Source organism: Streptomyces sp. NPDC102402, assembly GCF_044765765.1.
Lineage (GTDB): Bacteria > Actinomycetota > Actinomycetes > Streptomycetales > Streptomycetaceae > Streptomyces.
In genome coordinates, this window is sequence record NZ_JBIWKR010000011.1 from 83961 (window position 1) to 110198 (window position 26238).

Annotated in this window: 25 protein-coding genes; 12 read left to right on the forward strand and 13 right to left on the reverse strand. The window is 71.6% G+C overall.

Annotated features, from left to right (window positions below; genetic code table 11):
* Nucleotides 1-31: 31 nt before the first annotated feature.
* Together ACIRJR_RS27340 and ACIRJR_RS27345 are read right to left on the reverse strand one after the other, a co-directional pair.
* On the reverse strand, nucleotides 32-673 hold the full coding sequence (locus tag ACIRJR_RS27340) for a DUF6230 family protein (RefSeq protein WP_403785325.1): 642 nt from the start codon (nucleotides 671-673) through the stop codon (nucleotides 32-34).
* 599 nt (nucleotides 674-1272) lie between these two features.
* Nucleotides 1273-2250: a tetratricopeptide repeat protein gene (locus ACIRJR_RS27345; RefSeq protein WP_403785327.1), complete on the reverse strand. Its 978-nt coding sequence runs from the start codon at nucleotides 2248-2250 to the stop codon at nucleotides 1273-1275.
* A 318-nt stretch (nucleotides 2251-2568) separates the two neighbouring features.
* On the opposite strand from ACIRJR_RS27345, the gene ACIRJR_RS27350 reads away from it, so the two are divergent.
* A complete protein-coding gene (locus tag ACIRJR_RS27350) occupies nucleotides 2569-3204 on the forward strand; it encodes a TetR/AcrR family transcriptional regulator (RefSeq protein ID WP_403785330.1) in 636 nt (211 codons plus the stop codon).
* A 7-nt stretch (nucleotides 3205-3211) separates the two neighbouring features.
* Here ACIRJR_RS27350 and ACIRJR_RS27355 read toward each other — a convergent pair whose 3' ends face one another.
* From ACIRJR_RS27355 to ACIRJR_RS27370, 4 genes are all read right to left on the reverse strand, one after another.
* The gene (locus ACIRJR_RS27355; RefSeq protein WP_403785332.1) at nucleotides 3212-4912 is read right to left on the reverse strand and encodes a methylmalonyl-CoA mutase; all 1701 of its coding nucleotides are present in this window, start codon (nucleotides 4910-4912) and stop codon (nucleotides 3212-3214) included.
* A gap of 86 nt (nucleotides 4913-4998) precedes the next feature.
* Nucleotides 4999-5331 carry a DUF3817 domain-containing protein gene (locus tag ACIRJR_RS27360; protein ID WP_376377035.1) on the reverse strand — a complete coding sequence of 111 codons (333 nt, stop codon included), beginning with the start codon at nucleotides 5329-5331 and terminating at the stop codon, nucleotides 4999-5001.
* 51 nt (nucleotides 5332-5382) lie between these two features.
* The gene (locus tag ACIRJR_RS27365; protein WP_403785335.1) at nucleotides 5383-5898 is read right to left on the reverse strand and encodes a MarR family winged helix-turn-helix transcriptional regulator; all 516 of its coding nucleotides are present in this window, start codon (nucleotides 5896-5898) and stop codon (nucleotides 5383-5385) included.
* Nucleotides 5899-5929: 31 nt separating this feature from the next.
* Nucleotides 5930-7225, reverse strand: coding sequence for an MFS transporter (locus tag ACIRJR_RS27370; RefSeq protein ID WP_403785338.1), 1296 nt, complete (start codon nucleotides 7223-7225; stop codon nucleotides 5930-5932).
* Between the two features lie 69 nt (nucleotides 7226-7294).
* On the opposite strand from ACIRJR_RS27370, the gene ACIRJR_RS27375 reads away from it, so the two are divergent.
* Entirely contained in the window at nucleotides 7295-8281 is a 987-nt protein-coding gene (locus ACIRJR_RS27375; protein ID WP_403785341.1) for a DUF5937 family protein, read from the forward strand.
* A 79-nt stretch (nucleotides 8282-8360) separates the two neighbouring features.
* Here ACIRJR_RS27375 and ACIRJR_RS27380 read toward each other — a convergent pair whose 3' ends face one another.
* From ACIRJR_RS27380 to ACIRJR_RS27390, 3 genes are all read right to left on the reverse strand, one after another.
* Nucleotides 8361-9776 (reverse strand): glycosyl transferase, encoded by a 1416-nt coding sequence (locus tag ACIRJR_RS27380; protein ID WP_403785619.1) that lies wholly within the window; start codon nucleotides 9774-9776, stop codon nucleotides 8361-8363.
* 159 nt (nucleotides 9777-9935) lie between these two features.
* Nucleotides 9936-10229 carry an MTH1187 family thiamine-binding protein gene (locus tag ACIRJR_RS27385; RefSeq protein ID WP_403785344.1) on the reverse strand — a complete coding sequence of 98 codons (294 nt, stop codon included), beginning with the start codon at nucleotides 10227-10229 and terminating at the stop codon, nucleotides 9936-9938.
* Nucleotides 10226-10576, reverse strand: a complete 351-nt coding sequence (locus ACIRJR_RS27390; RefSeq protein WP_403785347.1) for a DUF3817 domain-containing protein — start codon at nucleotides 10574-10576, stop codon at nucleotides 10226-10228. Before ACIRJR_RS27390 ends, ACIRJR_RS27385 begins: the two co-directional genes overlap by 4 nt.
* A 209-nt stretch (nucleotides 10577-10785) precedes the next feature.
* Here ACIRJR_RS27390 and ACIRJR_RS27395 point away from each other — a divergent pair, with 209 nt between their 5' ends.
* From ACIRJR_RS27395 to ACIRJR_RS27410, 4 genes are all read left to right on the forward strand, one after another.
* The gene (locus ACIRJR_RS27395) at nucleotides 10786-11418 is read left to right on the forward strand and encodes an AIM24 family protein (RefSeq protein ID WP_403785621.1); all 633 of its coding nucleotides are present in this window, start codon (nucleotides 10786-10788) and stop codon (nucleotides 11416-11418) included.
* Nucleotides 11418-12068 (forward strand): AIM24 family protein, encoded by a 651-nt coding sequence (locus tag ACIRJR_RS27400; protein WP_403785350.1) that lies wholly within the window; start codon nucleotides 11418-11420, stop codon nucleotides 12066-12068. The genes ACIRJR_RS27395 and ACIRJR_RS27400 overlap by 1 nt, the downstream gene beginning before the upstream one ends.
* Nucleotides 12065-12844 (forward strand): AIM24 family protein, encoded by a 780-nt coding sequence (locus tag ACIRJR_RS27405; RefSeq protein ID WP_403785352.1) that lies wholly within the window; start codon nucleotides 12065-12067, stop codon nucleotides 12842-12844. Before ACIRJR_RS27400 ends, ACIRJR_RS27405 begins: the two co-directional genes overlap by 4 nt.
* Nucleotides 12845-12939: 95 nt before the next feature.
* Nucleotides 12940-13416 carry a MarR family winged helix-turn-helix transcriptional regulator gene (locus ACIRJR_RS27410; RefSeq protein WP_403785355.1) on the forward strand — a complete coding sequence of 159 codons (477 nt, stop codon included), beginning with the start codon at nucleotides 12940-12942 and terminating at the stop codon, nucleotides 13414-13416.
* A 68-nt stretch (nucleotides 13417-13484) separates the two neighbouring features.
* Here the strand turns inward: ACIRJR_RS27410 and ACIRJR_RS27415 are convergent, their stop codons facing one another.
* Together ACIRJR_RS27415 and ACIRJR_RS27420 are read right to left on the reverse strand one after the other, a co-directional pair.
* The gene (locus ACIRJR_RS27415; protein WP_403785357.1) at nucleotides 13485-14942 is read right to left on the reverse strand and encodes an ATP-binding protein; all 1458 of its coding nucleotides are present in this window, start codon (nucleotides 14940-14942) and stop codon (nucleotides 13485-13487) included.
* A complete protein-coding gene (locus ACIRJR_RS27420) occupies nucleotides 14939-15598 on the reverse strand; it encodes a response regulator transcription factor (RefSeq protein WP_403785360.1) in 660 nt (219 codons plus the stop codon). The genes ACIRJR_RS27415 and ACIRJR_RS27420 overlap by 4 nt, the downstream gene beginning before the upstream one ends.
* Nucleotides 15599-15728: 130 nt before the next feature.
* On the opposite strand from ACIRJR_RS27420, the gene ACIRJR_RS27425 reads away from it, so the two are divergent.
* The gene (locus ACIRJR_RS27425; protein WP_403785363.1) at nucleotides 15729-16358 is read left to right on the forward strand and encodes a PepSY domain-containing protein; all 630 of its coding nucleotides are present in this window, start codon (nucleotides 15729-15731) and stop codon (nucleotides 16356-16358) included.
* 61 nt (nucleotides 16359-16419) lie between these two features.
* Here the strand turns inward: ACIRJR_RS27425 and meaB are convergent, their stop codons facing one another.
* Together meaB and ACIRJR_RS27435 are read right to left on the reverse strand one after the other, a co-directional pair.
* Nucleotides 16420-17382: a methylmalonyl Co-A mutase-associated GTPase MeaB gene (gene meaB / locus ACIRJR_RS27430; RefSeq protein WP_403785366.1), complete on the reverse strand. Its 963-nt coding sequence runs from the start codon at nucleotides 17380-17382 to the stop codon at nucleotides 16420-16422.
* A gap of 31 nt (nucleotides 17383-17413) precedes the next feature.
* The gene (locus ACIRJR_RS27435; RefSeq protein ID WP_403785369.1) at nucleotides 17414-18616 is read right to left on the reverse strand and encodes an acetyl-CoA C-acetyltransferase; all 1203 of its coding nucleotides are present in this window, start codon (nucleotides 18614-18616) and stop codon (nucleotides 17414-17416) included.
* 135 nt (nucleotides 18617-18751) lie between these two features.
* Here ACIRJR_RS27435 and mce point away from each other — a divergent pair, with 135 nt between their 5' ends.
* The 5 genes from mce to ACIRJR_RS27460 all read left to right on the forward strand — a co-directional run bounded on the left by mce (nucleotide 18752) and on the right by ACIRJR_RS27460 (nucleotide 26221).
* The gene (mce, locus tag ACIRJR_RS27440; RefSeq protein WP_403785372.1) at nucleotides 18752-19180 is read left to right on the forward strand and encodes a methylmalonyl-CoA epimerase; all 429 of its coding nucleotides are present in this window, start codon (nucleotides 18752-18754) and stop codon (nucleotides 19178-19180) included.
* A gap of 246 nt (nucleotides 19181-19426) precedes the next feature.
* Nucleotides 19427-23221, forward strand: a complete 3795-nt coding sequence (gene scy / locus ACIRJR_RS27445) for a polarized growth protein Scy (RefSeq protein WP_403785375.1) — start codon at nucleotides 19427-19429, stop codon at nucleotides 23219-23221.
* 175 nt (nucleotides 23222-23396) lie between these two features.
* Nucleotides 23397-24335, forward strand: a complete 939-nt coding sequence (locus ACIRJR_RS27450) for a cellulose-binding protein (protein ID WP_403785378.1) — start codon at nucleotides 23397-23399, stop codon at nucleotides 24333-24335.
* Nucleotides 24336-24425: 90 nt separating this feature from the next.
* Nucleotides 24426-25436 carry an ABC transporter ATP-binding protein gene (locus ACIRJR_RS27455; protein WP_403785380.1) on the forward strand — a complete coding sequence of 337 codons (1011 nt, stop codon included), beginning with the start codon at nucleotides 24426-24428 and terminating at the stop codon, nucleotides 25434-25436.
* 5 nt (nucleotides 25437-25441) lie between these two features.
* Nucleotides 25442-26221: an ABC transporter permease subunit gene (locus ACIRJR_RS27460; RefSeq protein WP_403785382.1), complete on the forward strand. Its 780-nt coding sequence runs from the start codon at nucleotides 25442-25444 to the stop codon at nucleotides 26219-26221.
* Nucleotides 26222-26238: the final 17 nt, after the last annotated feature.

Below are 26238 nucleotides of genomic sequence, written 5' to 3' on the forward strand. Positions count from 1 at the left end.
CCTCACGGAGCTCCGGCTGCCCGGGCGAGTGCTAGAAGCACTCCTTGACGCCCTTGTGCAGCTTCAGGCTCAGGTTGCTCAGCTTGAAGGTGCCGGCGGTGGTCGCCCACGCCGTCTGCTCCACGTTGGACAGCGTGGCCTTGTCGGCACGCTGCGAGAAGCCGTTCGGGTTGACGGCCTTCTCCGTACCGGACTGGATACCCGGCTTGCCGACCGAACCGGCGGCGACGCCGATGTCGATGTTCTCGAAGTACGCGTCAGCGTCGAGCTGGGCGACGTCGAGGTAGAGGTTCGTCGCCTCGACGGGCTTCTTCGGGTCGGTGCCCGCGCTCAGCTGGAGGCTGACGCTGCCGAGCCCGAAGGGCAGGTCAGGCGTGACCACCGACTGGCACATGTTGGTGATCGTGGCCTTGCTGAAGCCCGACACGGCCACCGGGTGCGCCGCGTCGTTGCCCTTCATGTCCTTGCCGACAGCGACGCTGCCGTACTGGACGAAGTCCTCACCGACGAGCTTGTCGGTGGAGACCTTGAAGCTCTGACCGGAGACGCTGAACGACGCGGCGAGCGCGCCCTGCGCGAGGCCGACGCCGACCGCTGCGGTCGCCACGACGCTCGGCACCATGACCAGAGCGAAACGCTTCCATCTGGTACCACCGCGAACCTGCGAACTCATAAATTTCCTCCTTCTCGGACGTACATCTCCGGTACGGGCATCGTGCCCGTCCTGGGATGGGAGAAGTGCTACGTCCTCGGGAAGGAGAGCGCCCGGACCGGAGGCGCGTACCGCATCCGAATCACCGGCGATCACCCCCGAGCGACAACCACTGACCGCGCGTCTGCGCGACCGGTTCGGACAGGCCCTGCCCAGGGGCAGGAACCCCCCTGTCCGCGATCGGCGCCACTGCCGCCGACCACCCGGTGGGGACCCAACGGACCCACCTGCGCCGACTGGCTGTTGGGCTGGCGGTATTGGACCGAGCGTGGCCGATCGTGGTGCATTCGCGGCCGTGACACAAGGGGGGTCGTTACTCGCTAGTAACGGCCCGATAACCAGGGCACGACAAAGCGGTACCGACCGGCCACACAGGGTGGCACCGAGGGGATGTGCGAATGGTGGGATTCATGCCCGAAAACGGACAGACCCATGAAGGCGGTTTACTGCCAGTAACAGTGCGTACTTTTATCAAGTTTTGGTAAAGCGGGCGGGTTCCTTGTCGTTCGCCCGCGAAAACGGCCGTGGTGCCCGGAGGGCTCCACGGCCGTGTTGTCACATCAGAACAAGACGCGTGCCAGGGCGGTCCGGGCCGCTGTCACCCGGGGGTCGTCCGGCCCGATCACCTCGAAGAGCTCCAGGAGCCGCACCCGCACCGCGTCGCGGTCGTCGCCGAAGTTGCGGCGGACCGTCTCGACGAGCCGGCCGAAGGCGTCCTCCACGTGGCCGCCCACGAGATCCAGGTCGGCGGCGGCCATCTGGGCGGCGGGCGCGGCCTGGTTCTCCGCAGCCTCCTTGCGGACCTGCTGCGGGTCCAGGCCCGCGACCCGGCCCAGCAGTTCGGCCTGGGCCAGGCCCAGCTTCGCCTCGGTGTTGAGCGGCTCGTCGGCCAGGACGCTGCGGTACGCCTGGACCGCGCCGTCGAAGTCGTTGGCGTCCAGCGCCTGCGCGGCCGCCTCCAGCTGCGCGTCGTACGGTCCGGCTGGCACCTCGGCGGGGACGCTCTCCTCGCCGTCGGCCCCGGCGCCCTGGTCCACGACGATCCCGGTGAGGCCGAACCGCTCCTCGCCGACCTGGATCAGCTGGTCCAGCGTCTCGCGGATCTGGCTCTCCGGGGCCGCGCCCTGGAAGAGCGGGAGGGCCTGGCCGGCCACCACGGCGAAGACCGCCGGGATCCCCTGGATCCCGAACTGCTGCATCAGCATCTGGTTGGCGTCGACATCGACCTTGGCCAGCACGAAGCGGCCGTTGTACTCGGCGGCGAGGCGCTCCAGAAGCGGGCCGAGCTGCTTGCACGGCTCGCACCACTCGGCCCAGAAGTCGATGACGACGGGGACTTCGGTGGAGCGCTGGAGGACTTCGGTCTCGAAGCCCGCCTCGTCGACGTCGATCACCAGGGAGGCGGGTGACACGGCACCGCCGCCGCCCTGGCGGGCGGACTCCGCGCGGGCCTGCTCCGCCTTCGCCTTGGCGTCGCCGGCCGCCTTCACAGCGGCGAGGTCGACGACGCCGCTCATGGACATGTTCCTAGGCTGCATACGTACATCCTCCCCCCTGGGCGCGCTGCGGCGAAAAGCGATCCACGAACCGCTTCCGCCCACAGCCACACCGGAGTGCGTGGCGCGCGGACGGAAACGGTCCCGGGGCCCTGAAGAACCCCCTGCTCGGTGCCGGGTCCCCACCCGGCGCCTTGGTTGTCGATCGGTCGTGGCGCCACGACGGACGGGCCGTCGCTTCTTACGCTACGGGTCGTAGCGTAACTGTCCGCACCCCCTGCGAGGCAAGAGCACGCGGTGATCTGTCTCACGCGCTCCGGGGCCGGTCAGCACTACTTACCGGCCGGTATGGTCACCCGCATGCCGCTCCACAGCCCCACCGAACCCACTCGATCCGGACGTCCCCGCAGCGCCGAGGCCGACGCCGCGATCCTGGAGGCGACCCGCGCGTCGCTGGTCGACCTCGGCTGGTCGAAGCTGACGATGGGCGATGTGGCGACGCGGGCCGGGGTCGCCAAGACGACCCTCTACCGCCGGTGGGCCGGCAAGAACGAGCTGGTCGTGGACGCGGTCGCGGTGCTCTTCGACGAGCTGGAGCTGCCCGACCTCGGCAGCCTCGCGGCCGATGTGGAGGCCGTGGTCCTCCAGTTCGCGGCCCTGCTGGAGCGGCCGGAGACCAAGACGGCGCTGATGGCGGTGGTCGCGGAGTCGACGCGCGACGAGGCGCTGCGGGGCCGGATAAGGAATTCGATCGTCGCCCGGCAGAAGCGGCTGGTCCTGCAGGGGCGCGACCGGGCGGAAGGACGCGGGGAGCTGCCCGTCGAGCAGGATCCCGCGGTGGCGGCCCGCACCGTCGACCTGATCTTCGACGTGATCGCAGGCGCCGTCGTGCACCGCGCACTGGTGAGCGCCGAGCCCGTCGATGCCGACTGGGCCCAGCGCTTCACCCTGCTGCTGCTCTCGGGACTGGGAGCGGCGGCCTCGCAGGAGGACTGACCTCGCGTCAGAAGCCGGGCGGCTCCGTGTAGACGCCCCACTCGTCGCGCAGCACGCCGCAGATCTCGCCGAGCGTCGCCTCGGCCCGTACGGCCTCCAGCATCGGCCCGATCATGTTCGATCCGTCTCGTGCCGCGGCCAGCATCGCGTCCAGCGCGTCCCGGACCACCGTCTCCTCACGGCCCCCCTTGCGGTCGGCGAGCTCGCGCACCTGCTCGCGCTCGACCTCATGGCTGACCCGCAGGATCTCCAGGTCGCCGGTGACGGACCCGTGGTGGACGTTGACCCCGACGACCCGCTTCTCCCCCTTCTCCAGCGACTGCTGGTACCGGAAGGCCGACTCGGCGGTCTCGCCGGTGAACCAGCCGTCCTCGATGCCGCGCAGGATGCCGGAGGTCATGGGGCCGATGGGGTGCTTGCCGTCCGGGTGCGCCCGGGTCCCCCGCTCCCTGATCTGCTCGAAGATCTTCTCGGCGTCGGCCTCGATGCGGTCGGTGAGCTGCTCGACGTACCACGAACCGCCCAGCGGGTCGGCGACGTTGGCGACGCCGGTCTCCTCCATGAGCACCTGCTGGGTCCGCAGCGCGATCTCGGCGGCCTGCTCGGAGGGAAGGGCGAGCGTCTCGTCCAGGGCGTTGGTGTGCAGGGAGTTGGTCCCGCCGAGGACGGCGGAGAGCGCCTCCACCGCGGTGCGCACGACGTTGTTGTAGGGCTGCTGGGCGGTGAGCGAGACCCCGGCGGTCTGGGTGTGGAAGCGGAGCCACTGCGCCTTGTCCGTCTTCGCGCCGTAGGTCTCCTTCATCCAGCGGGCCCAGATCCGGCGGGCGGCGCGGAACTTGGCGATCTCCTCGAAGAAGTCGAGGTGCGCGTCGAAGAAGAAGGAGAGCCCGGGGGCGAAGGTGTCGACGTCCAGACCGCGGGACAGGCCGAGCTCCACGTAACCGAAGCCGTCGGCGAGGGTGTACGCGAGCTCCTGCGCGGCGGTCGCCCCGGCCTCGCGGATGTGGTACCCGGAGACCGACAGCGGCTTGTACGCGGGGATGTCGCGAGCGCAGTGCTCCATCAGGTCGCCGATGAGGCGCAGATGGGGCTCGGGCTGGAAGAGCCACTCCTTCTGCGCGATGTACTCCTTGAAGATGTCGGTCTGGAGCGTGCCGTTGAGCACCGCCGGATCGACGCCCTGGCGCTCGGCGGCGACCAGGTACATGCAGAAGACCGGGACGGCGGGGCCGCTGATCGTCATCGAGGTGGTGACGTCACCGAGCGGGATGTCCTTGAAGAGGACCTCCATGTCGGCGGCGGAGTCGATGGCCACACCGCAGTGCCCGACCTCGCCGAGCGACCGGGCGTCGTCGGAGTCGCGGCCCATCAGGGTCGGCATGTCGAAGGCGACGCTGAGCCCGCCGCCGCCGTTGGCCAGGATGGTCTTGTACCGCTCGTTGGTCTGCTCGGCGTTGCCGAAGCCGGCGAACTGGCGGATCGTCCAGGTACGGCCCCGGTAGCCGGTGGCGTGGAGCCCCCGGGTGAAGGGGTACTCGCCGGGCCAGCCGATCCGCTCGAAGCCCTCGTACGTGTCACCGGGGCGGGGCCCGTAGACGGGCTCCACGGGGTCGCCGGAGAGCGTGGTGAAGTCCGCGTCGCGCTTGCGGGCCTTGTCGTACCGGGCCTGCCAGCGGCGGCGGCCTTCCTCGATCGCAGATGCTTCCATGGAAACAAATTTACTAGGACGTCCTAGTAAATGTCGACGGCAAACCGCCCGGCGCTTTCGCGCGGGGCGGTCCGGGTGGTGCGGGATCAGGCCTTGACGGCCTGCGGGGAGCCGTCCGTGACCAGGGGCTCGATCTCGCGGACGACCTTGCGCTCGACGAAGAACGCGGCGGTCGGGATCGTGCCGGAGACCAGCACCCAGAGCAGCTTGCCGACCGGCCACTTCGCCTTGGAACCCAGGTCGAAGGCGAAGACCAGGTAGATGATGAAGAGGACACCGTGGAGCTGCGAGACCACGAGGGTCAGGCCCTCGCCGGTGTCGAATCCGTACTTGAAGACCATGCACACGCACAGGATCATCAACATGACGGCGGTGACGTAGGCCATCACCCGATAGCGGGTCAGCACGCTGCGTTTCATGCCATCGAGCGTAACCGGACCGGCGGAGCGATCTTCAGGCGCCCCGCCCCGCTACTCCCGCTTGTCGTCGAAGTCCTGGGCGGCCACCCGCAGGGGCCGCAGCATCGCGAAGATCTCGGCGCACTCCTCGGCGTCGTACGCACCGAGCCCGAACTCCATCGCCATCAGGTCCTGACTGGCGGCCTCGACGACCTCACGGCCCTTGTCCGTGATGGAGGCCAGGGTTCCGCGCCCGTCGTTGGGGTTGGGGCGCTTGTCGACCAGGCCCGAGCGCACCAGCCGGTCGACGGTGTTGGTCACGGAGGTCGGGTGCACCATCAGCCGCTCGCCGATCTTGGACATCGGCAGCTCACCGGCCTGGGAGAAGGTGAGCAGGACCAGCGCCTCGTACCGGGCGAAGGTCAGCCCGTACGGCTTGACCACCGCGTCCACCTCGGCGAGCAGGATCTGCTGCGCACGCATGATCGACGTGATCGCGCCCATGGAGGGCACCGGCCCCCAGCGCCGGTGCCAGAGTTCCTCGGCGCGGGCGATGGGATCGAAGGGGAGGCTGAGCGGCTTCGGCACGGCACGACCTTACCCACTGGTCACATGGCGGTCAGCCCTGTCTCGCACTTCGGTACCGGACACGCGTTCTACGCACCTCCACGACGAGCAGGAGCGTGCAGGCGGTACCGATCGCGCCCGAGTACGCGACCACCTGGTGCACCGGGAGGAATTCGGCGGCCAGGCCCGCGAGCGCCATGCCGAGCCCCTGGAACGTCATGAGGCCGGCGGTGAGGATCGTCATGGCCCGGCCACGCAGCTCCGCGGGGACCGCTTCGACGAACCACTGGTCGAGCCCGATGACGTACGCGGCACCGGCCCCCGCGAGCACGAGAGCCCCCAGGGCCAGGGCCGTGCCCGGACGGAACGCGTAGAGCACGAGGGGCAGCAGGCCGAGGGCGGCGACCGGCAGCACGAGCCGGGAGCGGGCCTCCGGGCCGAGGGCGGTGCCCGCACAGAGCTCGGCGCCGATGTGGCCGACGGCCATCGCGCACATCAGCAGTCCGACACCGGCGGGGCCGGCGCCGATCTCGTCCGCGTACGGCGCCGCGAGCGCCTCCGGGGCGACCACGAAGAAGGCCGGGACCCAGAAGAGCAGGAGCAGGCCACGGGTCCCCCTGTCGCCGAGGACGGCCCGGGCCCCGGCGACAGACTCCTTGAGCAGGGCGCCGCCGCCCGCGCCCGCGCGTGCGGGCCGGTCGGCCGTGCCGAGGCGCAGCAGGGCGGCCGAGCAGAGGAAGGTCAGCACGGTGAGGGTGATCGCACCGCGCGGGGAGAGCACGGTGAGCAGCACCCCGCCCGCGCCGAAGCCGACGAGCAGGGCGCTCTGCGAGACGAGGCGGAGCAGTGAGCGCCCGAGGACGTAGAGGTCGCCCTCGCCCAGGATGTCGGTGAGCGCGGCCGTGCGGGTCCCCGTGAAGACGGGCGCCACCGCGGCCACCACGCAGCGCAGCACGAGCAGCCCCGCGACGGGCGTGCCGGGCAGGACCATCACCGCGACGCAGGCGGCACAGACCAGGTCGCAGGTGACGAGCACGCGGCGGGCCGGGTAGCGGTCGGCGACCCCGGCGAAGAGCGTGCCGCCGACGGCGTACGGGAGGAAGCCCAGCGCGAAGGTGAGGGCGGAGAGCAGGGGCGAACCGGTGAGGTCGTAGACGAGCACGGTGAGCGCCAGCTCGCTGACGACCACGCCGAGGAGCGAGAGGAGGTGGGCGGCGAACACCGCCCGGAACTCCCGCACGGCGAACACGGCCCGGTATCCGGCGGCCGTGGCGCCCTCCGGGGTCGGCGCCTCGGCGGCGGGCTCCTCGCGGGCGGCGCTCGTGCGGGTGGTGGTGTCGTTCGGCATGGACGCAGCGTGGAGCAGCGCCCCGGTCTCCCCGTAGACTTTCGGCTCACGCCGAAAGTCGGGGGGCCCGTGCCGTTCCATCTGCACTTCGACGAGAGCGATCTGCTCCGCTGCCGCTTCGCGCTCTCACCGCTGTGGGAGACGCAGGAGGCGGTGCGCACCCTCCACCGCCCCGGCCGGCACGGCTACCACCTGCCCTGGCTCCGGCGTATCGCGGAGGGCGCCGCCGGACTGGATCTCGGCCCGCTGTGGGCGCTGATGCCGGACGGCGGCCACAACCCCGACTTCATCTGTCCGCCACCGCTCGGGCCGCTCGCCACCTTCGCCGAGGAGATCGCGGCCGTACGCGCGACGGACCCGGCGACCGCCCGCGCCGACATGGCGCTCGCGCTCGCCGACTCCCCGGGTGGCACGCACTCCCCCGTCGGACAGCGGCTGCTGTCGGACCCCGCGGGGGCGGTCCGGGAACTGGCGGATCTGCTGGAGCGGGCCTGGGAAGTGATGGTCGAGCCGCACTGGCCCCGGCTGCGCGCCCTGCTGGAGGCGGACATCGCCTTCCACTCGCGCCGCCTCGCCGAGACCGGTTTCGAGCGGCTGCTCGGCGAGATCAGCCCGCAGCTGCGCTGGGCGGACTCGACACTGACCGTGGCCGGCACCCGGGGGAACCACAGCCGGGTCCTGGGAGGACAGGGGCTCGTGCTGATGCCCAGCGTCTTCGTGTGGCCGGATGTGGTCGGCGGCCACGAAGCGCCCTGGCAGCCCGCGGTGATCTATCCCGCCCGCGGCATCGGCGGGCTGTGGGCGGAGGCCGCCGAGCGGACGCCCCGGACGCTCGCCCGGCTGCTGGGCAGGGCACGCGCCGATGTCCTGTGCGCCCTCGGGGAACCGGCCGGGACGAGCGCGCTGGCGCACCGGCTCTCGCTCGCCCCGTCCTCCGTGTCGGAGCACCTGTCGGTGCTGCGGGCGGCGGGCCTGCTCACCTCGCGGAGATACGGCCACCAGGTGCTGTACGAGCGCACACCGCTGGGCATCGCGCTGACGGCGCAGGAGTCCTGAGCGCGGGTCGCGCGGGGAGTCCGGAGAGCGGGGTCGTGTGCGGGGGTCCCCGGCGCGGGGCGCGGCGCGCGGGCGTGGGTCAGTTCCCTCCCGCCGGGGTGGTGGCTGCGAGAGCGGGCTCCGTCTTCGCGTCGGTCTCCCGCACGGGGCGCACCGCGGGGGATCCGCCCTCGGCTCGCCGGCTCCCGCGCGAGCGCACCGCGGTGAGGGCCGGCACCACACCCGGCAGGAGGGCGGTGGCCAGGGGGAGCACCGCCCACACGCCCATCGCCGTGTGCGTGCAGGCCAGCAGGAGGCTCAGCGCGCCGAGGAGGCGGGTGGCCGCCGTCACCGGGCGGCGCAGCAGCGTCAGCGTGTAGCTGAGCAGCCGTCCGGGCCCCGTGCTGAAGAGCGCCTTTCCGTACTGCCGCAGGAGCACCCCGCTCGTCGCCGGCGCCGGGACCGGTCTCCGGGCGGCGCGCTCCGCGGGCAGGGCCGGACCTCCCTGGGCGGGCCGCGCGTCCGGGGTCCGGACCGAGAGCCAGTACCGCCCGGTCGACGGGTTGCGCAGGCGGTGGATCTCGAAACCGGTGGTCAGGTCCTCCGCGTCCGAGCCGTGGAAGCCTCCGGCCCCGCGCAGCGCCGCGACGCGCAGGACGGCTCCGGTGCCGGCCAGCACGGGTGTGCCGTGCCGGTTGCCCGCGCGCTGGACCAGTACGTCGAAGGGGGACGGCCGGGACCACCGGGCCGCGTCCGTCCCGCCGCTCGCGTCGGCCCGCCGGCCGACGACGAAGGCGACGTCGGGGTCACGGAAGTAGCCCGTCGTCCGCTCCAGGAATCCCGGCCGCGGGACGTGACCGGTCTCCACGGCGGCGAGGATCTCGTAGGCGTCACCGTGCTTGGCGAGCCAGGCGTTGTGGTTGCCGTGCTTCGTGCCGGCCCGGTGCGGCCCCTCCTCCTGGTTCCACTCGGGCACCCCGAGGCGGGTGAAGTGGTGCACGCCCAGCTCGGCGCAGAGCATCCTGGCCTCCGGGTCGTCACCCTCGTCGAGCAGCCACACGTCCAGCGGACCGGGGTGGCGCACCCGTACGGCGCCTTCCAGGGTCCTCCGCACCGCGGAGAGGGGCTCCCCGCCCGGCACGTACGTGATGAGGAGGGCAGCCGGGGTGCCGGGCTCCGGAGCCACCGGGGCGGGGTCCCTGGCCACGGACGCGGCGTACGCGACGGCGACGGCGTTGACCAGCAGGAACAGCTCGGCCAGGCCGACCGACACCAGCATCACGGAGTCGGCGAGCACCAGCCATCGCCCGCCGCCCCCGCGCGCGGACCAGTGCGTGGGCCAGAGCAGGTGGAGCAGGAGCAGTCCGGTGAGCGCGGGGGCGAGAGCCGCCAGGAGCACCGCTCCCGTCCGGTGCGCCCCGGCGCCGGGCAGACGGCGGTGCCTCACCCGGTACCGCCTCGCGGACGGTTCCGCGAGACGCCCGCGGCTGTCGTGGTCGTCACCCTCCGACGGCATCACGCCTCCCATGGTCGAAGACACCGGTATGCCCACAGAAGGGGAGATACGGCAAGGTGTCGACCCGGCAGGTCCGAGTGAGGGGATTTCTTCGCCCGAACGGGAAGAGCCCCCGGGGCCGGGGGCTCTTCGTGGACGAAGGACGGGGCGGACGGCGCGTCAGCCCGCCAGGTGCCGCTCCACCGTATCGACCTTGGAGGTCAGGCCGTCGGTGACGCCCGGCCGGATGTCGGCCTTCAGCACCAGGGAGACCCGGCCCGCGCGTGCCTCGACGGCGGCGACGGCACGCTTGACGACGTCCATGACCTCGTCCCATTCGCCTTCGATCGAGGTGAACATGGCGTCCGTACGGTTGGGCAGCCCCGACTCCCGGACGACACGGACGGCGTCGGCGACGTACTCGCCGACGTCCTCGCCCACACCCAGCGGACTGACGGAGAAGGCGACGATCACGCGCTGACCGTCCCCTCGGCGCGGGCGCGGGCGGCGATGACACCGTCGGCCTCGTACTTCTTGAGCAGCTTCTCGCCGTAGAGGCCGCCGAAGGGCACGACCGCGAGGAGGAAGAACAGGGCGACGCGCTTGAGCGGCCACTTGGCCTTGACCCACACGTCGATCAGGAACACCACGTAGATCGTGAAGAGCAGGCCGTGCAGCGCGCCGAGGGGCGGCATCAGGAAGTCGATGTCCGAGACCCGCATCAGCAGCGAGCCGAAGATGAGCAGCGCCGGGAAGGACAGCGCCTCGGGAAGCGAGATGAGGCGCAGCCGGTGCAGGGCGGAAGCGGTCTTGATGTCCACGAGGGCACCTTCGGTGGGAGGGGCGTGTCGGCTTGTGAACGCAGGCACAAGCACAGCCATTGTGGCATCGTCCGCGCCCCTCCCCGGCAGGGGGTCCGCGCCCCGCGCCCGGGGTGCGTATCGGCGCATATCAGGGTCCCGTCGGGGCCGGTACGGGGCACCTGGCTCTGTCCGTCGGACTTCCCTGCCGCTACCGTCGAGCCGTGGCGATGTTCCGACTCCAAGGCAGCAAGACGCTCGCCGTCGACCTGACAGGCGACGCCGTCAAGGCGAAGAACGGCTCGATGGTCGCGTACGACGGCCGGATGGCGTTCAAGAAGATGTCCGGCGGCGGTGAGGGCATACGCGGCATGGTGACCCGCCGGCTGACCGGCGAGCAGATGGTGATGATGGAGGTGAAGGGGCAGGGCACCTGCTATTTCGCCGACCGGGCGAGCGAGATCAACCTCGTCTCGCTGCACGGCGAGACCCTGTACGTCGAGGCGAGCAACCTGCTCGCCACCGATGCGGGGCTGCGCACCGGTACGTCGTTCACCGGCCTGCGCGGCGGGGCGAGCGGCAACGGCCTGTTCACCACGACCGTCGAGGGCACCGGCCAGGCGGCGATCATGTCGGACGGCACGGCCGTGGTGCTGCGGGTGACGCCCCAGTACCCGCTGAACGTCGATCCCGGCGCCTACATAGCCCATCAGGGCAGGCTCCAGCAGCACTTCCAGTCCGGGGTGAACTTCCGGACGCTCATGGGTGAGGGCTCCGGCGAGTCCTTCCAGATCCGCTTCGAGGGCGAGGGGCTCGTCTACGTCCAGCCCAGCGAGCGGAACACCGTCGGGGGCGATGTCTGATGCCGTTCCGTGAGATCAACTCGAAGATGGTCGAGGCCGTGGTGGCGCCCGGCCAGAAGATGTACAGCCAGCGTGGCGCGATGATCGCGTACCGGGGCGATGTCTCGTTCACACCGAACATCCAGGGCGGCCAGGGCGGCCTGGCCTCGATGATCGGCCGGCGGGTGGCGAACGAGGCGACCCCGCTGATGACGGTCGAGGGCAGCGGCACGGTGATGTTCGGCCACGGAGGCCACCACATCCAGGTGATCGGCCTGGCCGGCGACACCCTCTACGTGGAGGCCGACCGGCTGCTCGCCTTCGACGGGACGCTCACGCAGGGCACGATGTTCATGGGCTCGCAGGGCGGCGTGATGGGCATGGTCCGCGGCCAGGTGACGGGCCAGGGCCTCTTCACGACGACACTGAAGGGCCACGGCGCCGTCGCGGTGATGGCGCACGGAGGGGTGATCGAGCTGCCGATCGTGCCGGGCAGGCCGGTGCACGTGGACCCGCAGGCCTACGTGGCCCACCACGGGGACGTGACCAACAAGCTGTCCACCGCCCTCGGCTGGCGCGACATGGTGGGGCGCGGTTCCGGAGAGGCGTTCCAGCTGGAGCTCAGCGGCAACGGAGCGGTGTACGTCCAGGCGTCGGAGGAGAAGCTGTGAGCACGCCGGTGATTTTCGACCCGATGACGCTGCCGTCCGACGACAACGTCAACTCCTACACCTTCTGCGTGGAGCTCAAGGGGAGCCAGTGGTTCCTGCAGAAGGGCAAGATGATCGCCTACTACGGGCGGATCGACTTCAACGGCATCGGGCACGGCCGCTTCGACCGGCTGATCCGCACGAGCTTCCACTCGCCGTTGCACGCGAGCGACTGGGTGGTGGCCGAGGGCAGCGGCAAGATGCTGCTCGCCGACCGGGCCTTCGACGTGAACTCCTTCGACCTGGAGGACGGCAACCTCACGATCCGGTCCGGCAACCTGCTGGCGTACCAGCCGACACTGGCACTGAAGCAGTCCATCGTGCCGGGGTTCCTGACCCTGATCGGGACGGGGAAGTTCGTCGCCGCCTCCAACGGCCCGGTGGTCTTCATGGAGCCGCCCCTGCGGGTGGACCCGCAGGCACTGGTGGGGTGGGCGGACTGCCCCTCGCCGTGCCACCACTACGACCACGGCTACATGAGCGGAGTGATGGGCGGGCTCCGCTCACTCACCGGTATCGGCGGCACCTCGGGCGAGGAGCACCAGTTCGAGTTCGTCGGGGCGGGCACGGTCCTGCTCCAGTCGACCGAGGTGCTGATGCCGGAGCAGGCCACCGGCGCCGTACCGCACGAGCCGGGAGTCCCGGGGGGTGGCCACGGGGGCGCGGGCGGTCAACACGGCTCCACACCCCGCATGCCCGGTCAGCTGGGGGACCTCCAGCGTCGCTTCGGGCTGTGAACGGTAGTCTGCGGAGTGTGACACCCGGCAGTACGTGCGAGGAGTCACACCCCCAGACTTCGTCCGGCTTTCAACATCTTAGGTAGAATCCATACATGGAGACCGAGACGGCCACCCGCTGGCTGACCGATGCCGAGCAGTGCGCCTGGCGCACCCACCTGGACGTCAGCAGGCTGCTGACACATCAGCTGGAGAAGGACCTCCAGCCGTTCGGCCTGACCATGAACGACTACGAGATCCTGGTCAACCTCTCGGAGTCGGAGGACCAGCGCATGCGGATGAGCGATCTCGCCGCCGCCACGCTGCAGTCCAAGAGCAGGCTCTCGCACCAGATCACCCGCATGGAGAACGCCGGCATGGTGCGGCGCCAGCACTGCGAGTCGGACCGGCGGGGACTGTTCGCCGTCCTCACGGATCCGGGCGCGGAGACGATGAAGAAGGTCGCACCGCACCATGTCGAATCGGTGCGCAGGCACTTCATGGACCTGCTCTCCCCCGAGGAGCTCACCGCGCTGCACGCGGCGCTGACCCCCATCGCGGACCATCTGCGCGGGCGGCGCGGCAAGCCGTAGCGGGCGCGACGCCCAGCCGTCGGCTCCCGCCCCACCCCGCCCCGCCGGGCCGTCGGCTCCCGCCCCGCTCAGTCGTCGGCCGTCGTCTCCCGCCCCGCGCCGGACCGCCCCGGCAGCCGCAGGACGAACCGCGCGCCGCCGTCCGGCGCCGCACCCGCGGTGAGTGTGCCGCCGTGGCGGGAGGCCACGTCACGGGCGATCGCCAGACCCAGTCCCGCTCCGCCGTCGTCACGGCCGCGGGCGTCGTCCAGGCGCACGAAGCGCTCGAAGATCCGGTCCCGTTCGGCCTCGGGCACGCCCGCGCCGTCATCGGTGACCTCCACGAGGACGTCGCCCCGATGCGCCCTCACCGAGATGCCGACCGACCGCTCCGCGTGCCGTTCGGCGTTGTCCAGGAGATTGCCGACCACCCGGGCCAACTGGCCCCGGGACCCGGCGACTTCCAGCGATCCGGTGTCAGCCACGGACACCCCGGGCGGAATCCGGTCCGTGGTGCGCTGAGAGACCTCCTCGCGGACCAGCGCGCCCAGGTCGACCGCCGCGCTCCCCGGCCGCTCCCCCGCGTCCAGACGGGCGAGCAGCAGCAGATCGGCGGCCAGCGCCTGCAGCCGGACGGTGTCCGCGACCGCCCCCGCCACGTCCAGCAGCTCCGGATGGGCGGCCCCCACCTCCAGCTGGGTGCGCAGCGAGGCGATCGGGCTCCGCAGCTCGTGCGAGGCGTCGGCGACGAAGCGCCGCTGCCGGTCGACCGAGGCCTCCAGCACGGTCAGGGTCTCGTTGGTCGTGCGGGCCAGCCGCGCGATCTCGTCCCGGGAGTCCGGCTCGGGCACACGGCGGCCGAGGTCCTCGGACGCGGTGATCGCGGCCAGTTCCCGCCGGATGCCCTCGACGGGGCGCAGCGCGCGCCGGGTCACCAGCCAGGTCACCCCGGCGACCACGAACAGCATGACGGGCAGCCCGGTCAGCATGGAGTTGCGTACCGTGTCCACGGCCTCCTGCTCGGCCGCGAGCGGGGCGCCCGCGTGGACGGCCAGGGTGACGTCGTCCTCGGTGGTCACCTCGACGGTGGCGAAACGGTAGTCCGCCTGCTCGCCGTCGACGGTGGCGGTGCCGTTCGTGAGGTCCGGCGGGTCGGAGGAGACCTCACTGCGTGGCGGGTCGTTCCCGTCGTCATCGTCGTCATCGTCGTCGTCCGGGCTGGGCGCCGGCGCCGAGGGGGCCGGGACGACCTGCGCCGTACCCGTCCCCGAGATCGCCTCCAGATCCTTGGAGACGGCCACCACCCGCCCCTCCTCGTCGGTCACCTGGACGGGGTGGGTGTCCTCGTCGCCCGCCTCCAGCTCCGCGTACGTCCTGCCCTGGGCCAGCTCTCCGGCAACCTCGCGCGCGGCCACCTCGGCCTCCAGTCCCGCCCGGTCCGTCAGATTGCCGCGCAGCACCAGCAGGACGGCCAGTCCCGCGACGGTCAGGGCGACGGCCACGACCAGGGTGGCGCCCAGGGCGGCCCTGGCCCGGACGGACCTCACAGCGCCTCGAACCGGTAACCCGCGCCCCGTACGGTGCGGATCGACGCGGCACCGAGTTTGCGGCGCAGGGTGCTGACGTAGACCTCGACGATGTTCGGGTCACCGTCGTACGCGAAGTCCCAGACGTGTTCCAGGATGTCCCCCTTGCCGACCACCTCGCCCGCCCGCAGCACGAGCTGCTCCAGGACGGCGAACTCCTTGGCGGTGAGCATCACTTCCTCCTCACCCAGGTGGACCCTGCGGGCCGCGGTGTCCATCCTCAGCGTGCCTGCCGTCAGCACGGGCGAGGCGGAGCCGCGGCGGCGGCGGAGCAGCGCCCGGACGCGGGCGACGAGCACGACGTACGAGAACGGCTTGGTCAGGTAGTCGTCGGCGCCCGTGTCGAGGCCCTCGGCCTCGTCGTACTCGCCGTCCTTCGCGGTCAGCATCAGGATCGGCATCTCGTGCCCCGCGGCGCGCAGGGCGGCGCAGATCCGGTAGCCGTTCATCCCGGGCAGCATGATGTCGAGGACCACCAGGTCGTGAACACCCTGGCCGGCCAGGTGCAGGCCTTCCAGGCCGTCGTGCACGACGTCGACGGCGAATCCCTCGGCGGTGAGTCCTCCCGCGAGGGACGTCGCGAGACGCTTCTCGTCCTCAACGATCAACAGGCGCATGGGGACAGCTTCCCAAACCGGACCTGAAGACGCCTTCAGGTGGCTTCAGGCTGCGTTCAGCATCGCCGGGCCAGTGTGGTTCCCGTCGGTTCGGCACAGCACCGCACATCCCATCGGGGAGGAACCCACCATGAAGCGCAACATCGCCATCGCCACCCTCACCGCGGCCGTACTCGTCGGCGGCGGGCTCGTCACGACCGCCGCCTTCGCGGACTCCGACGACGGCGGCAAGGACGACCGGACGGCCACCGCGGACCGGGCGGCGGACGGCACCGGGGAGCAGCGGAACGGGCGCACCACCGTCGACGGGGCCGTCGGCGCCGCCCTGAAGGCCGTCCCCGGCACGGTCACCGAGGCCGAACTGGACGATGACGACGACTCCCGTACGGTCTGGGAGCTCGACGTGTACGGCTCGGACAAGGCCTGGCACGACGTGACCGTGGACGCGCGGAAGGGCACGGTGCTGTCCGACCGCGAGGACGACGACAACGACGACCGCGACCGCCACGCGCCCCGCGAGGCGGCCGTGTCCCTGGATTCGGCCGTCAAGGCGGCGCTCGGCGCGCAGCCGGGCACGGTGACGTCCGTGGACCTGGACGACGACGATGACGACGACGGCGGGCGCGGAGCGCTGCGCTGGGACGTCGACGTCACGGGCAAGGACGGCAAGCGGCACGAACTGCGCGTCGACGCCGGCAGCGGCAAGGTCACCGTGGACCGGTACGACAACGACAGCGACGACGACGGTGACGACGACTGATCGGTCCGCCCGGCGGCCCCGTCCGGCTCCGGGCACGGAGCCGGACGGGACCGGGCCGTCGTCAGTTCCCGCCGGTGAGCCCCGCGACCAGTTCGTCCGCCGCGGCGTACGGGTCGAGGCCACCGGCCACGATCCGCTCCGCGAGCGCGTCCAGCCGGCGGTCCCCGTGCAGGTCGGCGATCCGCTCGCGGAGCGCGGTGACGGCGATCGTCTCGACCTCGCGGGCCGCCCGTGCCGTACGCCGCCCGGCCAGGATCCCGTGCTCCTCCATCCACGCCCGGTGCTTCTCGAGCGCCTCGACGACCTCGTCGATGCCCTCGCCCCGGGCGGCGACCGTCTTCACGATCGGCGGCCGCCAGTCGCCGGGCCCGCGGGACTCCCCCAGGCCCAGCATGTGGTTGAGCTCGCGGGCGGTGGCGTCCGCGCCGTCCCGGTCGGCCTTGTTCACCACGTAGACGTCGCCGATCTCCAGGATCCCGGCCTTCGCCGCCTGGATGCCGTCGCCCATTCCGGGGGCGAGGAGGACCACGGAGGTGTCGGCCTGGGAGGCGATCTCCACCTCCGACTGGCCGACACCCACCGTCTCCACGAGGATCACGTCGCAGCCCGCGGCGTCCAGGACGCGGATCGCCTGCGGTGCCGACCAGGCGAGACCGCCCAGGTGGCCGCGGGTGGCCATCGAGCGGATGTAGACGCCCGGGTCGGAGGCGTGCTCCGACATCCGGACCCGGTCACCGAGGAGCGCGCCCCCGGAGAACGGCGACGACGGGTCGACGGCCAGGACACCGACCCGTTTGCCGGCCGTGCGGTAGGCGGAGACCAGCGCCGAGGTCGAGGTGGACTTGCCGACACCCGGCGATCCGGTCAGGCCGACGACGTAGGCGTGACCCGCGAGCGGCGCCAGGGCGGCCATGACCTCGCGCAGCTGCGGCGAGGCCCCCTCCACCAGGGAGATGAGCCGGGCCACCGCACGCGGCCTGCCCTCCCGCGCCTGCTCGACCAGGGTGGGGACGTCCACCTTCACGCTCGGCCTCCTCGCTCGCTCGTACCGTGTACTACTTGCCCGGCACGCGGATGATCAACGCGTCGCCCTGGCCGCCGCCGCCGCACAGGGCCGCCGCCCCGGTGCCGCCGCCGCGCCGCTTCAGCTCCAGCGCCAGGTGCAGCACCACGCGGGCGCCGGACATGCCGATGGGGTGGCCGAGGGCGATCGCGCCGCCGTTCACGTTCACCTTGTCGGAGGTGACGCCGAGGTCCTTCATCGACTGGACCGCGACGGCCGCGAAGGCCTCGTTGATCTCGATGAGGTCGAGGTCCCCGACGCCGATGCCCTCCTTCTTCAGGGCGTGCCGGATGGCGTTGGACGGCTGCGACTGGAGCGAGTTGTCCGGGCCCGCCACATTGCCGTGGGCGCCGATCTCGGCGATCCAGTCCAGGCCCAGCTCCTCGGCCTTGGCCTTGCTCATCACGACGACGGCGGCGGCGCCGTCGGAGATCTGCGAGGAGGTGCCCGCGGTGATCGTGCCGTCCTTGGTGAAGGCGGGCCGCAGCTTCCCGAGGGACTCCGCGGTCGTCTCGGCGCGGATGCCCTCGTCCTTGGAGAAGAGCACCGGGTCGCCCTTGCGCTGCGGGATCTCGACCGGGGTGATCTCGGCTTCGAAGATGCCGTTCTTCTGGGCGGCGGCGGCACGCTGGTGGGACAGGGCGCCGATCTCGTCCTGGTCGGCGCGGGCCAGGCCGAGGCGGGTGTTGTGCTTCTCGGTGGACTCGCCCATCGGGATGTTCTCGTAGGCGTCCGTCAGACCGTCGTACGCCATCGAGTCGAGCATCTCGACCGCACCGTACTTGTAGCCCTCGCGGGACTTCGGCAGCAGGTGAGGGGCGTTGGTCATGGACTCCTGGCCTCCGGCCACCACGACGTCGAACTCACCGGCCCGGATCAGCTGGTCCGCGAGCGCGATCGCGTCGAGACCGGAGAGGCACACCTTGTTGACGGTGAGCGCCGGGACGTTCAGCGGGATTCCCGCCTTGACGGCGGCCTGGCGTGCCGGGATCTGCCCTGCCCCGGCCTGGAGCACCTGGCCCATGATCACATACTCGACCTGGTCGCCGCCGATGCCGGCCCGGTCAAGCGCCGCCTTGATGGCGAAGCCTCCGAGGTCGGCGCCGGAGAAGCTCTTCAGCGAGCCGAGGAGACGGCCCATGGGCGTCCGGGCGCCCGCGACGATCACTGAGGTGGTTCCGGTCGTTGCTGACATGAGGCGCAGCCCCTTGGGATCGGTTGTGAACGAGGGTTTACCTGAATGTACTGAGCGGTACGGCGCCCGTCATCCGGCTGTCGGTGTGATCGCGCGCACGTTGCGTAACCAACCCCGGGGCGCTGCACTGGTTCCATGCTGACGCGAATCGACCACATCGGAATCGCTTGTTTCGACCTCGACAAGACAGTGGAGTTCTACCGCGCGACCTACGGCTTCGAGGTGTACCACTCCGAGACCAACGAGGAGCAGGGCGTCCGGGAGGCCATGCTGAAGATCAACGACACCTCGGACGGCGGGGCTTCCTACCTCCAGCTGCTCGAACCGACCCGTGAGGACTCGGCTGTCGGCAAGTGGCTGGCGAAGAACGGTGAGGGAGTGCACCACATCGCGTTCGGGACGGCGGACGTCGACGGGGAGGCCGCGGACATCCGCGGGAAGGGCGTCAGGGTGCTCTACGACGAGCCCAGGACCGGCTCCATGGGCTCCCGGATCACCTTCCTCCACCCCAAGGACTGCCACGGTGTCCTGACCGAACTGGTCACCTCGGCAACAGAGCACTGACCCGACCGATACCCGGCCCGGTAGAGTGGGCGGTTCCGGGCCGGGGCCGGTTCGGGGCCGCGCCGCGTCCCCTCCGTCGGTCTGTCACCATTCCCCGGGGGTACCCGCTCGCCGGCGGGCGGTACTCGTACGGAGAATTGCGACCAGGGTTGGGGTCTCCCCCTGCTCAGTGGGGCGTCCCCTGCTCGAACGAAGTCGAGAGCCTGGGGAACAAGTCGAGAGCTCGGGGAAGGATGGGACCGCGCAGTGCGGGGCTACGAGAGCCAGCAGAGCCACCGAGCTGACGACGACCATCTCTCGCGGTTCGAAGCCGAGATGGACCGGCTGAAGACCGACCGGGAGAAGGCCGTCCAGCACGCCGAGGACCTCGGTTACCAGGTCGAGGTCTTGCGCGCCAAGCTGCACGAGGCGCGGCGCAATCTGGCGACACGTCCCGCGCACGACAGCGCGGACATCGGCTACCAGGCCGAACAGATGCTCCGCAACGCCCAGATCCAGGCCGATCAGCTGCGGACCGACGCCGAGCGCGAACTGCGCGAGGCCAGGGCGCAGACGCAGCGGATCCTGCAGGAGCACGCGGAGCACCAGGCCCGTCTGCAGGCCGAGTTGCACGCGGAGGCCGTGCAGCGGCGTCAGCGACTGGACCAGGAGCTGGCGGAACGCCGGCAGACCGTCGAGTCCCACGTCAACGAGAACGTCGCCTGGGCCGAGCAGCTGCGGGCCAGGACCGAGTCCCAGGCCCGCCGCCTCCTCGACGAGTCACGCGCGGAGGCCGAGCAGTCGCTGGCCGCCGCCCGCAGCGAGGCCGCCAGGCTCGCGGACGAGACCCGTCGCCGCGTCAGCTCCGAGGCCGAGTCGGCCCGTGCCGAGGCCGAGTCCACGCTGCTGCGCGCCCGCAGGGACGCCGAGCGGCTGCTCGACGCCGCCTCCACGCAGGCACAGGAGGCCACCAGCCACGCCGAGCAGCTCCGCTCGACGGCCACCGCCGAGACCGATCAGACCCGGCAGCAGACCGCGGAGCTGAACCGCACCGCCGAACAGCGCGTCCAGGAGGCCGAGACACGGCTGCGCGAGGCCCGGCTGGAGGCCGAGAAGGTCCTCGCCGAGGCGAAGGAGGCCGCGGTCAAGCGGCTGGCCGGCGCCGAGTCGCAGAACGAGCAGCGCACCCGTACGGCCAAGTCCGAGATCGCCCGGCTGGTCGGCGAGGCCACGAAGCAGGCCGAGACGCTCAAGGAAGAGGCCGAACAGGCGCTCTCCGACGCCCGGGCCGAGGCCGAGCGGACGGTCGCCGAGGCTGCCGAGAAGGCCCGCACCCTGGCCGCCGAGGACGCCGCGGCCCAGCTCGCGAAGGCGGCCCGCAGCGCGGAGGAGGTCCTGACCAAGGCGTCCGACGACGCCAGGTCCACCACCAAGGCCGCCGGTGAGGAGGCCGACCGGATCCGCCGCGAGGCGGAGGCCGAGGCCGACCGGCTGCGCGGCGAGGCCGCGGAGCAGGCCGACCAGCTCAAGGGCGCGGCCAAGGACGACACCAAGGAGTACCGGGCCAAGACGGTCGAGCTCCAGGAGGAGGCCCGCCGGCTCCGCGGCGAGGCCGAGCAGTTGCGCTCCGAGGCCGTGGCCGAGGGCGAGCGGATCCGCGGCGAGGCCCGCCGCGAGGCCGTCCAGCAGCTCGAGGAGGGTGCCCGGACCGCCGAGGAGCTGCTCACCGAGGCCAAGTCCGACGCCGAGGAGCTGCGTACCTCCGCCGGCACCGAGAGCGAGCGGGTCAGGGCCGAGGCGGCCGAGCGTGCCGCCACCCTGCGCAAGCAGGCCGAGGAGGCACTGGAACGCAGCCGCGCCGAGGCGGAGAAGCTGCGTGCCGAGGCCGAGGAGCAGGCCGCCGCCCTGACCGCCGCGGCGGAGAAGGCGGCCGATGAGCTGCGCGAGGAGACCGAGCGCGGGGTCGAGGCCCGCAGGACCGAGGCGGCCGACGAGCTGACCCGGCTGCACACCGAGGCCGAGTCCCGGGTCACCGCGGCCGAGGAGGCACTCGCCGAGGCGCGTACGGCGGCGGAGCGGATCCGCCGCGAGACGAGCGAGGAGTCCGAGCGCCTGCGCGCGGAGGCCGCCGAGCGGGTCCGTGTGCTCCAGGAGCAGGCCACGACGGAGGCCGAGCGGCTGCGCACCGAGGCCGCCGCCGACGCCGCGCGCTCCCGTGCCGAGGGCGAGTCCGTCGCCGTACGGCTGCGCAGCGAGGCCGCCACGGAGGCCGAGCGCCTGAAGAACGAGGCACAGGAGAGCGCCGACCGGGTGCGTTCCGAGGCCGCGGCCGCCGCCGAGCGGGTCGGCGCGGAGGCCGCGGAGGCCCTCGCCGCCGCGCAGGAGGAGGCCAACCGCCGCCGCCGTGCCGCCGAGGAGGCACTCGGCTCGGCGCGCGCCGAGGCCGAGCAGGAGCGCGAGCGCGCCCGCGAGCAGAGCGAGGAGCTCCTCGCCTCCGCCCGCAAGCGGGTCGAGGAGGCCCAGGCGGAGGCCCAGCGGCTGGTCGAGGAAGCGGAGAGCCGCGCGTCCGAGATGGTCTCCGCCGCCGAGCAGACCGCCCAGCAGGTACGGGACTCGGTCGCCGGGCTGCAGGAGCAGGCCGCGGAGGAGATCACCGGGCTGCGGTCGGCCGCCGAGCACTCGGCGGAGCGCACGCGGACCGAGGCGCAGGAGGAGGCGGACCGGGTCCGCTCCGACGCCTATGCCGAGCGCGAGCGGGCCACCGAGGACGCCAACCGGATCCGCCAGGTCGCGCACGAGGAGTCCGAGGCCGCGAAGACCCTGGCCGAGCGGACCGTCTCCGAGGCCATCGCCGAGTCGGAGAAGCTGCGCTCGGACACCTCCGAGTACAGCCAGCGGGTCCGCACGGAGGCGTCGGACGCCCTGGCGTCGGCGGAGCAGGACGCGTCCCGCGCCCGCGGCGAGGCCCGGGAGGACGCCAACCGGATCCGGTCCGAGGCGGCGGCGCAGGCCGACCGGCTCCTGACCGAGGCGACGGGCGAGAGCGAGCGGCTCCGCGCCGAGGCCGCCGAGCAGTCGGAGCGCTTCGTCGGCGAGGCGACCGACGAGGCCGAGCGGCTGCGCGCGGAGGCTGCGCAGACCGTGAGCTCGGCGCAGGAGCACGCGGCCCGCACCCGCGAGGAGTCGGAGCGGCTGCGCGCCGACGCCGAGTCCGCCGCGGAGCAGGTGCGCGCGGAGGCCCGCCAGGAGGCGGACCGGCTGCTGGACGAGGCGCGCGAGGCCGCGGCGAAGCGCCGTGCGGACGCCGCCGAACAGGCCGACCAGCTCGTCAACAAGGCACAGGAGGAGGCGCTGCGCGCCGCCACCGAGTCCGAGGAGCAGGCCGACCGGATGGTCGGCGCCGCGCGCAACGAGGCGGTGCGGATCACCTCGGAGGCCACGGTCGAGGGCAACACCCTGGTGGAGCGGGCCCGTACGGACGCGGACGAGCTGCTCGTCGGCGCCCGCCGGGACGCCACCGCCACCCGGGAGCGGGCGGAGGAGCTCAGGACCCGGATCGAGAGCGAGATCGAGGAGCTGCACGAGCGCGCCCGGCGCGAGACGTCCGAGCAGATGAAGACGGCCGGTGAGCGCGTCGACAAGCTGATGAAGGCGGCGACGGAGCAGCGGGCGGAGGCCGAGGCCAAGGCCAAGGAGCTGCTGGCGGACGCGAATTCGGAGGCGAGCAAGGTCCGTATCGCCGCCGTGAAGCGCGCCGAGTCCCTCCTCAAGGAGGCCGAGACCAAGAAGGCCGAACTGACCCGCGTGGCCGAGAAACTGCGCGCGGACGCCGAGGCCGAGGCGGAGCAGATGGTCGACGAGGGCCGCCGGGAGCTGGACCTGCTGGTCCGTCGGCGCGAGGACATCAATACGGAGATCTCCCGTGTCCAGGACGTCCTCGAGGCGTTGGAGTCTTTTGAGGCTCCGGGTGGAGCGGGCAAGGCGCCGGGCGGTGGCGCCGGGGGCGTCAAGGCCGGCGCGTCGGCGGGTACCCGGTCGGGTGGCAAGGCGTCGGACGGGTAACGGCTCACGCACTTTGCCATGAACATTCAAGCCTTCGAGTCGCAAGCGCTCCGGGGGTCAGCCACTCAAAAGGGGTGTCATTCTCCATACCAAAGCGGCATCTTCACGTTGACACGCCGCCCAGGCCCCTAGGATTCCCTCTAACACCTCACCGGTCTCATTCGACAGGAACCCCATGAGCGACCCTTCCTCCCCCTTCGGCTTCGAGCTCGTGCGACGTGGATACGACCGCGGTCAGGTGGACGACCGCATTACCAAACTCGTCGCCGACCGTGACAGTGCTCTCGCCCGTATCACCTCTCTGGAAAAGCGCATCGAGGAGCTCCACCTCGAGACGCAGAACGCCCAGGCCCAGGTCAACGACGCCGAGCCGTCGTACGCCGGTCTCGGTGCCCGCGTCGAGAAGATCCTCCGCCTCGCCGAGGAGGAGGCGAAGGACCTGCGCGAGGAGGCCCGCCGCGCGGCCGAGCAGCACCGCGAGCTGGCCGAGTCGGCCGCCCAGCAGGTGCGCAACGACGCGGAGACCTTCGCCGCGGAGCGCAAGTCGAAGGCCGAGGACGAGGGCGTCCGCATCGTCGAGAAGGCGAAGGGCGAGGCGAGCACGCTCCGCTCCGACGCCCAGAAGGACGCCCAGCAGAAGCGCGAGGAGGCGGACGCCCTCTTCGAGGAGACCCGCGCCAAGGCCGCCCAGGCCGCGGCTGACTTCGAGACGAACCTCGCCAAGCGCCGTGAGCAGTCGGAGCGCGACCTCGCGTCCCGCCAGGCGAAGGCCGAGAAGCGCCTCGCGGAGATCGAGCACCGCGCGGAGCAGCTCCGCCTGGAGGCCGAGAAGCTCCGTACGGACGCCGAGCGCCGCGCCCGTCAGACGGTGGAGACGGCTCAGCGTCAGGCCGAGGACATCGTGGCGGACGCCAACGCCAAGGCCGACCGGATCCGCAGCGAGTCGGAGCGCGAGCTGGCGGCGCTCACCAACCGCCGCGACTCGATCAACGCCCAGCTGACCAACGTCCGCGAGATGCTGGCGACGCTGACGGGCGCCGCGGTCGCCGCCGCGGGCTCCCCGGCCGAGGACGACTCCGCCACCCGCGGGGTCCCCGCCCAGCAGACCCGCTGACCGGCGGCACGTACACCAGCAGTACCCCTTTACGCGCCCGGTTCCGCCTTTGTGGTGGCGCCGGGCGCGCGGCGGCTCTAGCGTGAACGCATGATCGAGCTCGACGGCCTCACCAAACGCTTCGGCAACAAGGTTGCCGTCGACCGTCTGTCATGCAGGGTCAGGCCCGGCATGGTGACGGGGTTCCTCGGACCGAACGGGGCGGGCAAGTCCACGACGATGCGGATGATGCTCGACCTCGACAACCCGACCAGCGGCACGGTGCGCATCGACGGCCGCCCCTACCGCGAGCTCCAGGAACCGCTGAAGCACATCGGGGCGCTGCTCGACGCGAAGTCGATGCACGGCGGCCGCAGCGCGTACAACAACCTCCTGTGTCTCGCCCAGAGCAACCGCATCCCGGCGAGCCGGGTCTCCCACGTGCTCGACACGGTCGGCCTGAGCGCGGTGGCGAAGAAGAAGTCCAAGGGTTTCTCCCTCGGCATGGGCCAGCGGCTCGGCATCGCGGCCGCGCTCCTCGGTGACCCCGAGATCCTGATGTTCGACGAACCCGTCAACGGTCTGGACCCCGAGGGAATCCACTGGATCCGGAATCTGATGAAGACCCTCGCCGCCGAGGGCCGGACGATCTTCGTCTCGTCCCACCTGATGAGCGAGATGGCGCTGACCGCCGATCACCTGATCGTCATCGGGCAGGGAAAGCTGCTCGCCGACACCTCGATGGCCGACTTCATCCACGAGAACTCCCGCAGTTACGTGCGGATGCGCTCCCCGGAACAGGAGCGTCTGCGCGATCTGCTGCACGCGGAGGGCGTCGCCGCAGTCGAGTCGGGCAACGGCACCCTGGAGATCGACGGCGAGGCCCCGGAGCGGCTCGGTGAGCTCGCCGGCCGGCACGGGATCGTGCTGCACGAGCTCAGCGCCCAGCGGGCCTCCCTGGAGGACGCCTTCATGCAGATGACCGCGGGCTCGGTCGAGTACCACGCCCACTCCGAGCGTGACGGCGCACCGCCGCCTCCGGTGGGCCCCCACTGGGGCGACGGGTGGAACCAGCAGCAGCCGGCCGGCCGCACGGCCGCCGACGGCACGAAGGAGGTGTGACGGCGATGGCATCGGTACCCGCGGTCCTGAATTCCGAGTGGACCAAGATCCGTACGGTCTCCTCGACCACCTGGACGCTGATCTGCGCGTTCGTCGTCACCGTCGCCATGGGCGCGGCCCTGAGCGCTCTGCTGAACAGCCAGTTCGACGACCTCTCGGCCGCAGAGCAGGCCACCTTCGACCCGACGTTCGTGAGCTTCTCCGGGATGGTCCTCGGCCAGCTGGCGATGGTCGTCTTCGGCGTCCTGGTGGTGGGCACGGAGTACAGCTCCGGCATGATCCGCACCTCGCTCGCGGCCGTGCCGCAGCGCGGGTCGTTCCTCTTCAGCAAGATCGCGGTGGCGGGCGTCCTCGCCCTGGTGGTCGGGATCGCCACGAGCTTCGTGACCTTCTTCCTCAGCCAGGCCCTGCTCGGTGACCGCGGCACGGACATCGGCGCGCAGAACGTGCTGCGCGCGGTCTTCGGCGGCGGCATCTACATGGGCCTGATCGCGGTCTTCTCCATGGGCGTGGCCACGATGCTGCGCAGCTCCATGCTGTCGCTCGGCATCCTGATGCCGTTCTTCTTCCTCGTCTCGCAGATCCTCTCGGCCGTCCCCGGCGCCAAGAGCGTGGCCCGCTACTTCCCCGACCAGGCCGGGTCCAAGATCATGCAGGTGGTCCCGGACGCCCTGAACAGCGACCCGGCACCGTACGGTCCCTGGGCGGGGCTCGGGATCATGGTGCTGTGGGTGGTGGCGGCGCTGCTCGGCGGCTATCTCGTCCTGAAGAAGCGGGACGCCTGAGTCCGGTTCCGGACACC

What these genes read in the sequence shown, in the direction of transcription:
- ACIRJR_RS27340 (WP_403785325.1), bottom strand. Translation starts at nt 673, where the DNA reads ATGAGTTCGCAGGTTCGCGGTGGTACCAGATGGAAGCGTTTCGCTCTG.
- ACIRJR_RS27345 (WP_403785327.1), bottom strand. Translation starts at nt 2,250, where the DNA reads ATGCAGCCTAGGAACATGTCCATGAGCGGCGTCGTCGACCTCGCCGCT.
- ACIRJR_RS27350 (WP_403785330.1), top strand. Translation starts at nt 2,569, where the DNA reads ATGCCGCTCCACAGCCCCACCGAACCCACTCGATCCGGACGTCCCCGC.
- ACIRJR_RS27355 (WP_403785332.1), bottom strand. Translation starts at nt 4,912, where the DNA reads ATGGAAGCATCTGCGATCGAGGAAGGCCGCCGCCGCTGGCAGGCCCGG.
- ACIRJR_RS27360 (WP_376377035.1), bottom strand. Translation starts at nt 5,331, where the DNA reads ATGAAACGCAGCGTGCTGACCCGCTATCGGGTGATGGCCTACGTCACC.
- ACIRJR_RS27370 (WP_403785338.1), bottom strand. Translation starts at nt 7,225, where the DNA reads ATGCCGAACGACACCACCACCCGCACGAGCGCCGCCCGCGAGGAGCCC.
- ACIRJR_RS27380 (WP_403785619.1), bottom strand. Translation starts at nt 9,776, where the DNA reads ATGCCGTCGGAGGGTGACGACCACGACAGCCGCGGGCGTCTCGCGGAA.
- ACIRJR_RS27395 (WP_403785621.1), top strand. Translation starts at nt 10,786, where the DNA reads ATGTTCCGACTCCAAGGCAGCAAGACGCTCGCCGTCGACCTGACAGGC.
- ACIRJR_RS27400 (WP_403785350.1), top strand. Translation starts at nt 11,418, where the DNA reads ATGCCGTTCCGTGAGATCAACTCGAAGATGGTCGAGGCCGTGGTGGCG.
- ACIRJR_RS27410 (WP_403785355.1), top strand. Translation starts at nt 12,940, where the DNA reads ATGGAGACCGAGACGGCCACCCGCTGGCTGACCGATGCCGAGCAGTGC.
- ACIRJR_RS27420 (WP_403785360.1), bottom strand. Translation starts at nt 15,598, where the DNA reads ATGCGCCTGTTGATCGTTGAGGACGAGAAGCGTCTCGCGACGTCCCTC.
- ACIRJR_RS27425 (WP_403785363.1), top strand. Translation starts at nt 15,729, where the DNA reads ATGAAGCGCAACATCGCCATCGCCACCCTCACCGCGGCCGTACTCGTC.
- ACIRJR_RS27435 (WP_403785369.1), bottom strand. Translation starts at nt 18,616, where the DNA reads ATGTCAGCAACGACCGGAACCACCTCAGTGATCGTCGCGGGCGCCCGG.
- mce (WP_403785372.1), top strand. Translation starts at nt 18,752, where the DNA reads ATGCTGACGCGAATCGACCACATCGGAATCGCTTGTTTCGACCTCGAC.
- ACIRJR_RS27450 (WP_403785378.1), top strand. Translation starts at nt 23,397, where the DNA reads ATGAGCGACCCTTCCTCCCCCTTCGGCTTCGAGCTCGTGCGACGTGGA.
- ACIRJR_RS27455 (WP_403785380.1), top strand. Translation starts at nt 24,426, where the DNA reads ATGATCGAGCTCGACGGCCTCACCAAACGCTTCGGCAACAAGGTTGCC.
- ACIRJR_RS27460 (WP_403785382.1), top strand. Translation starts at nt 25,442, where the DNA reads ATGGCATCGGTACCCGCGGTCCTGAATTCCGAGTGGACCAAGATCCGT.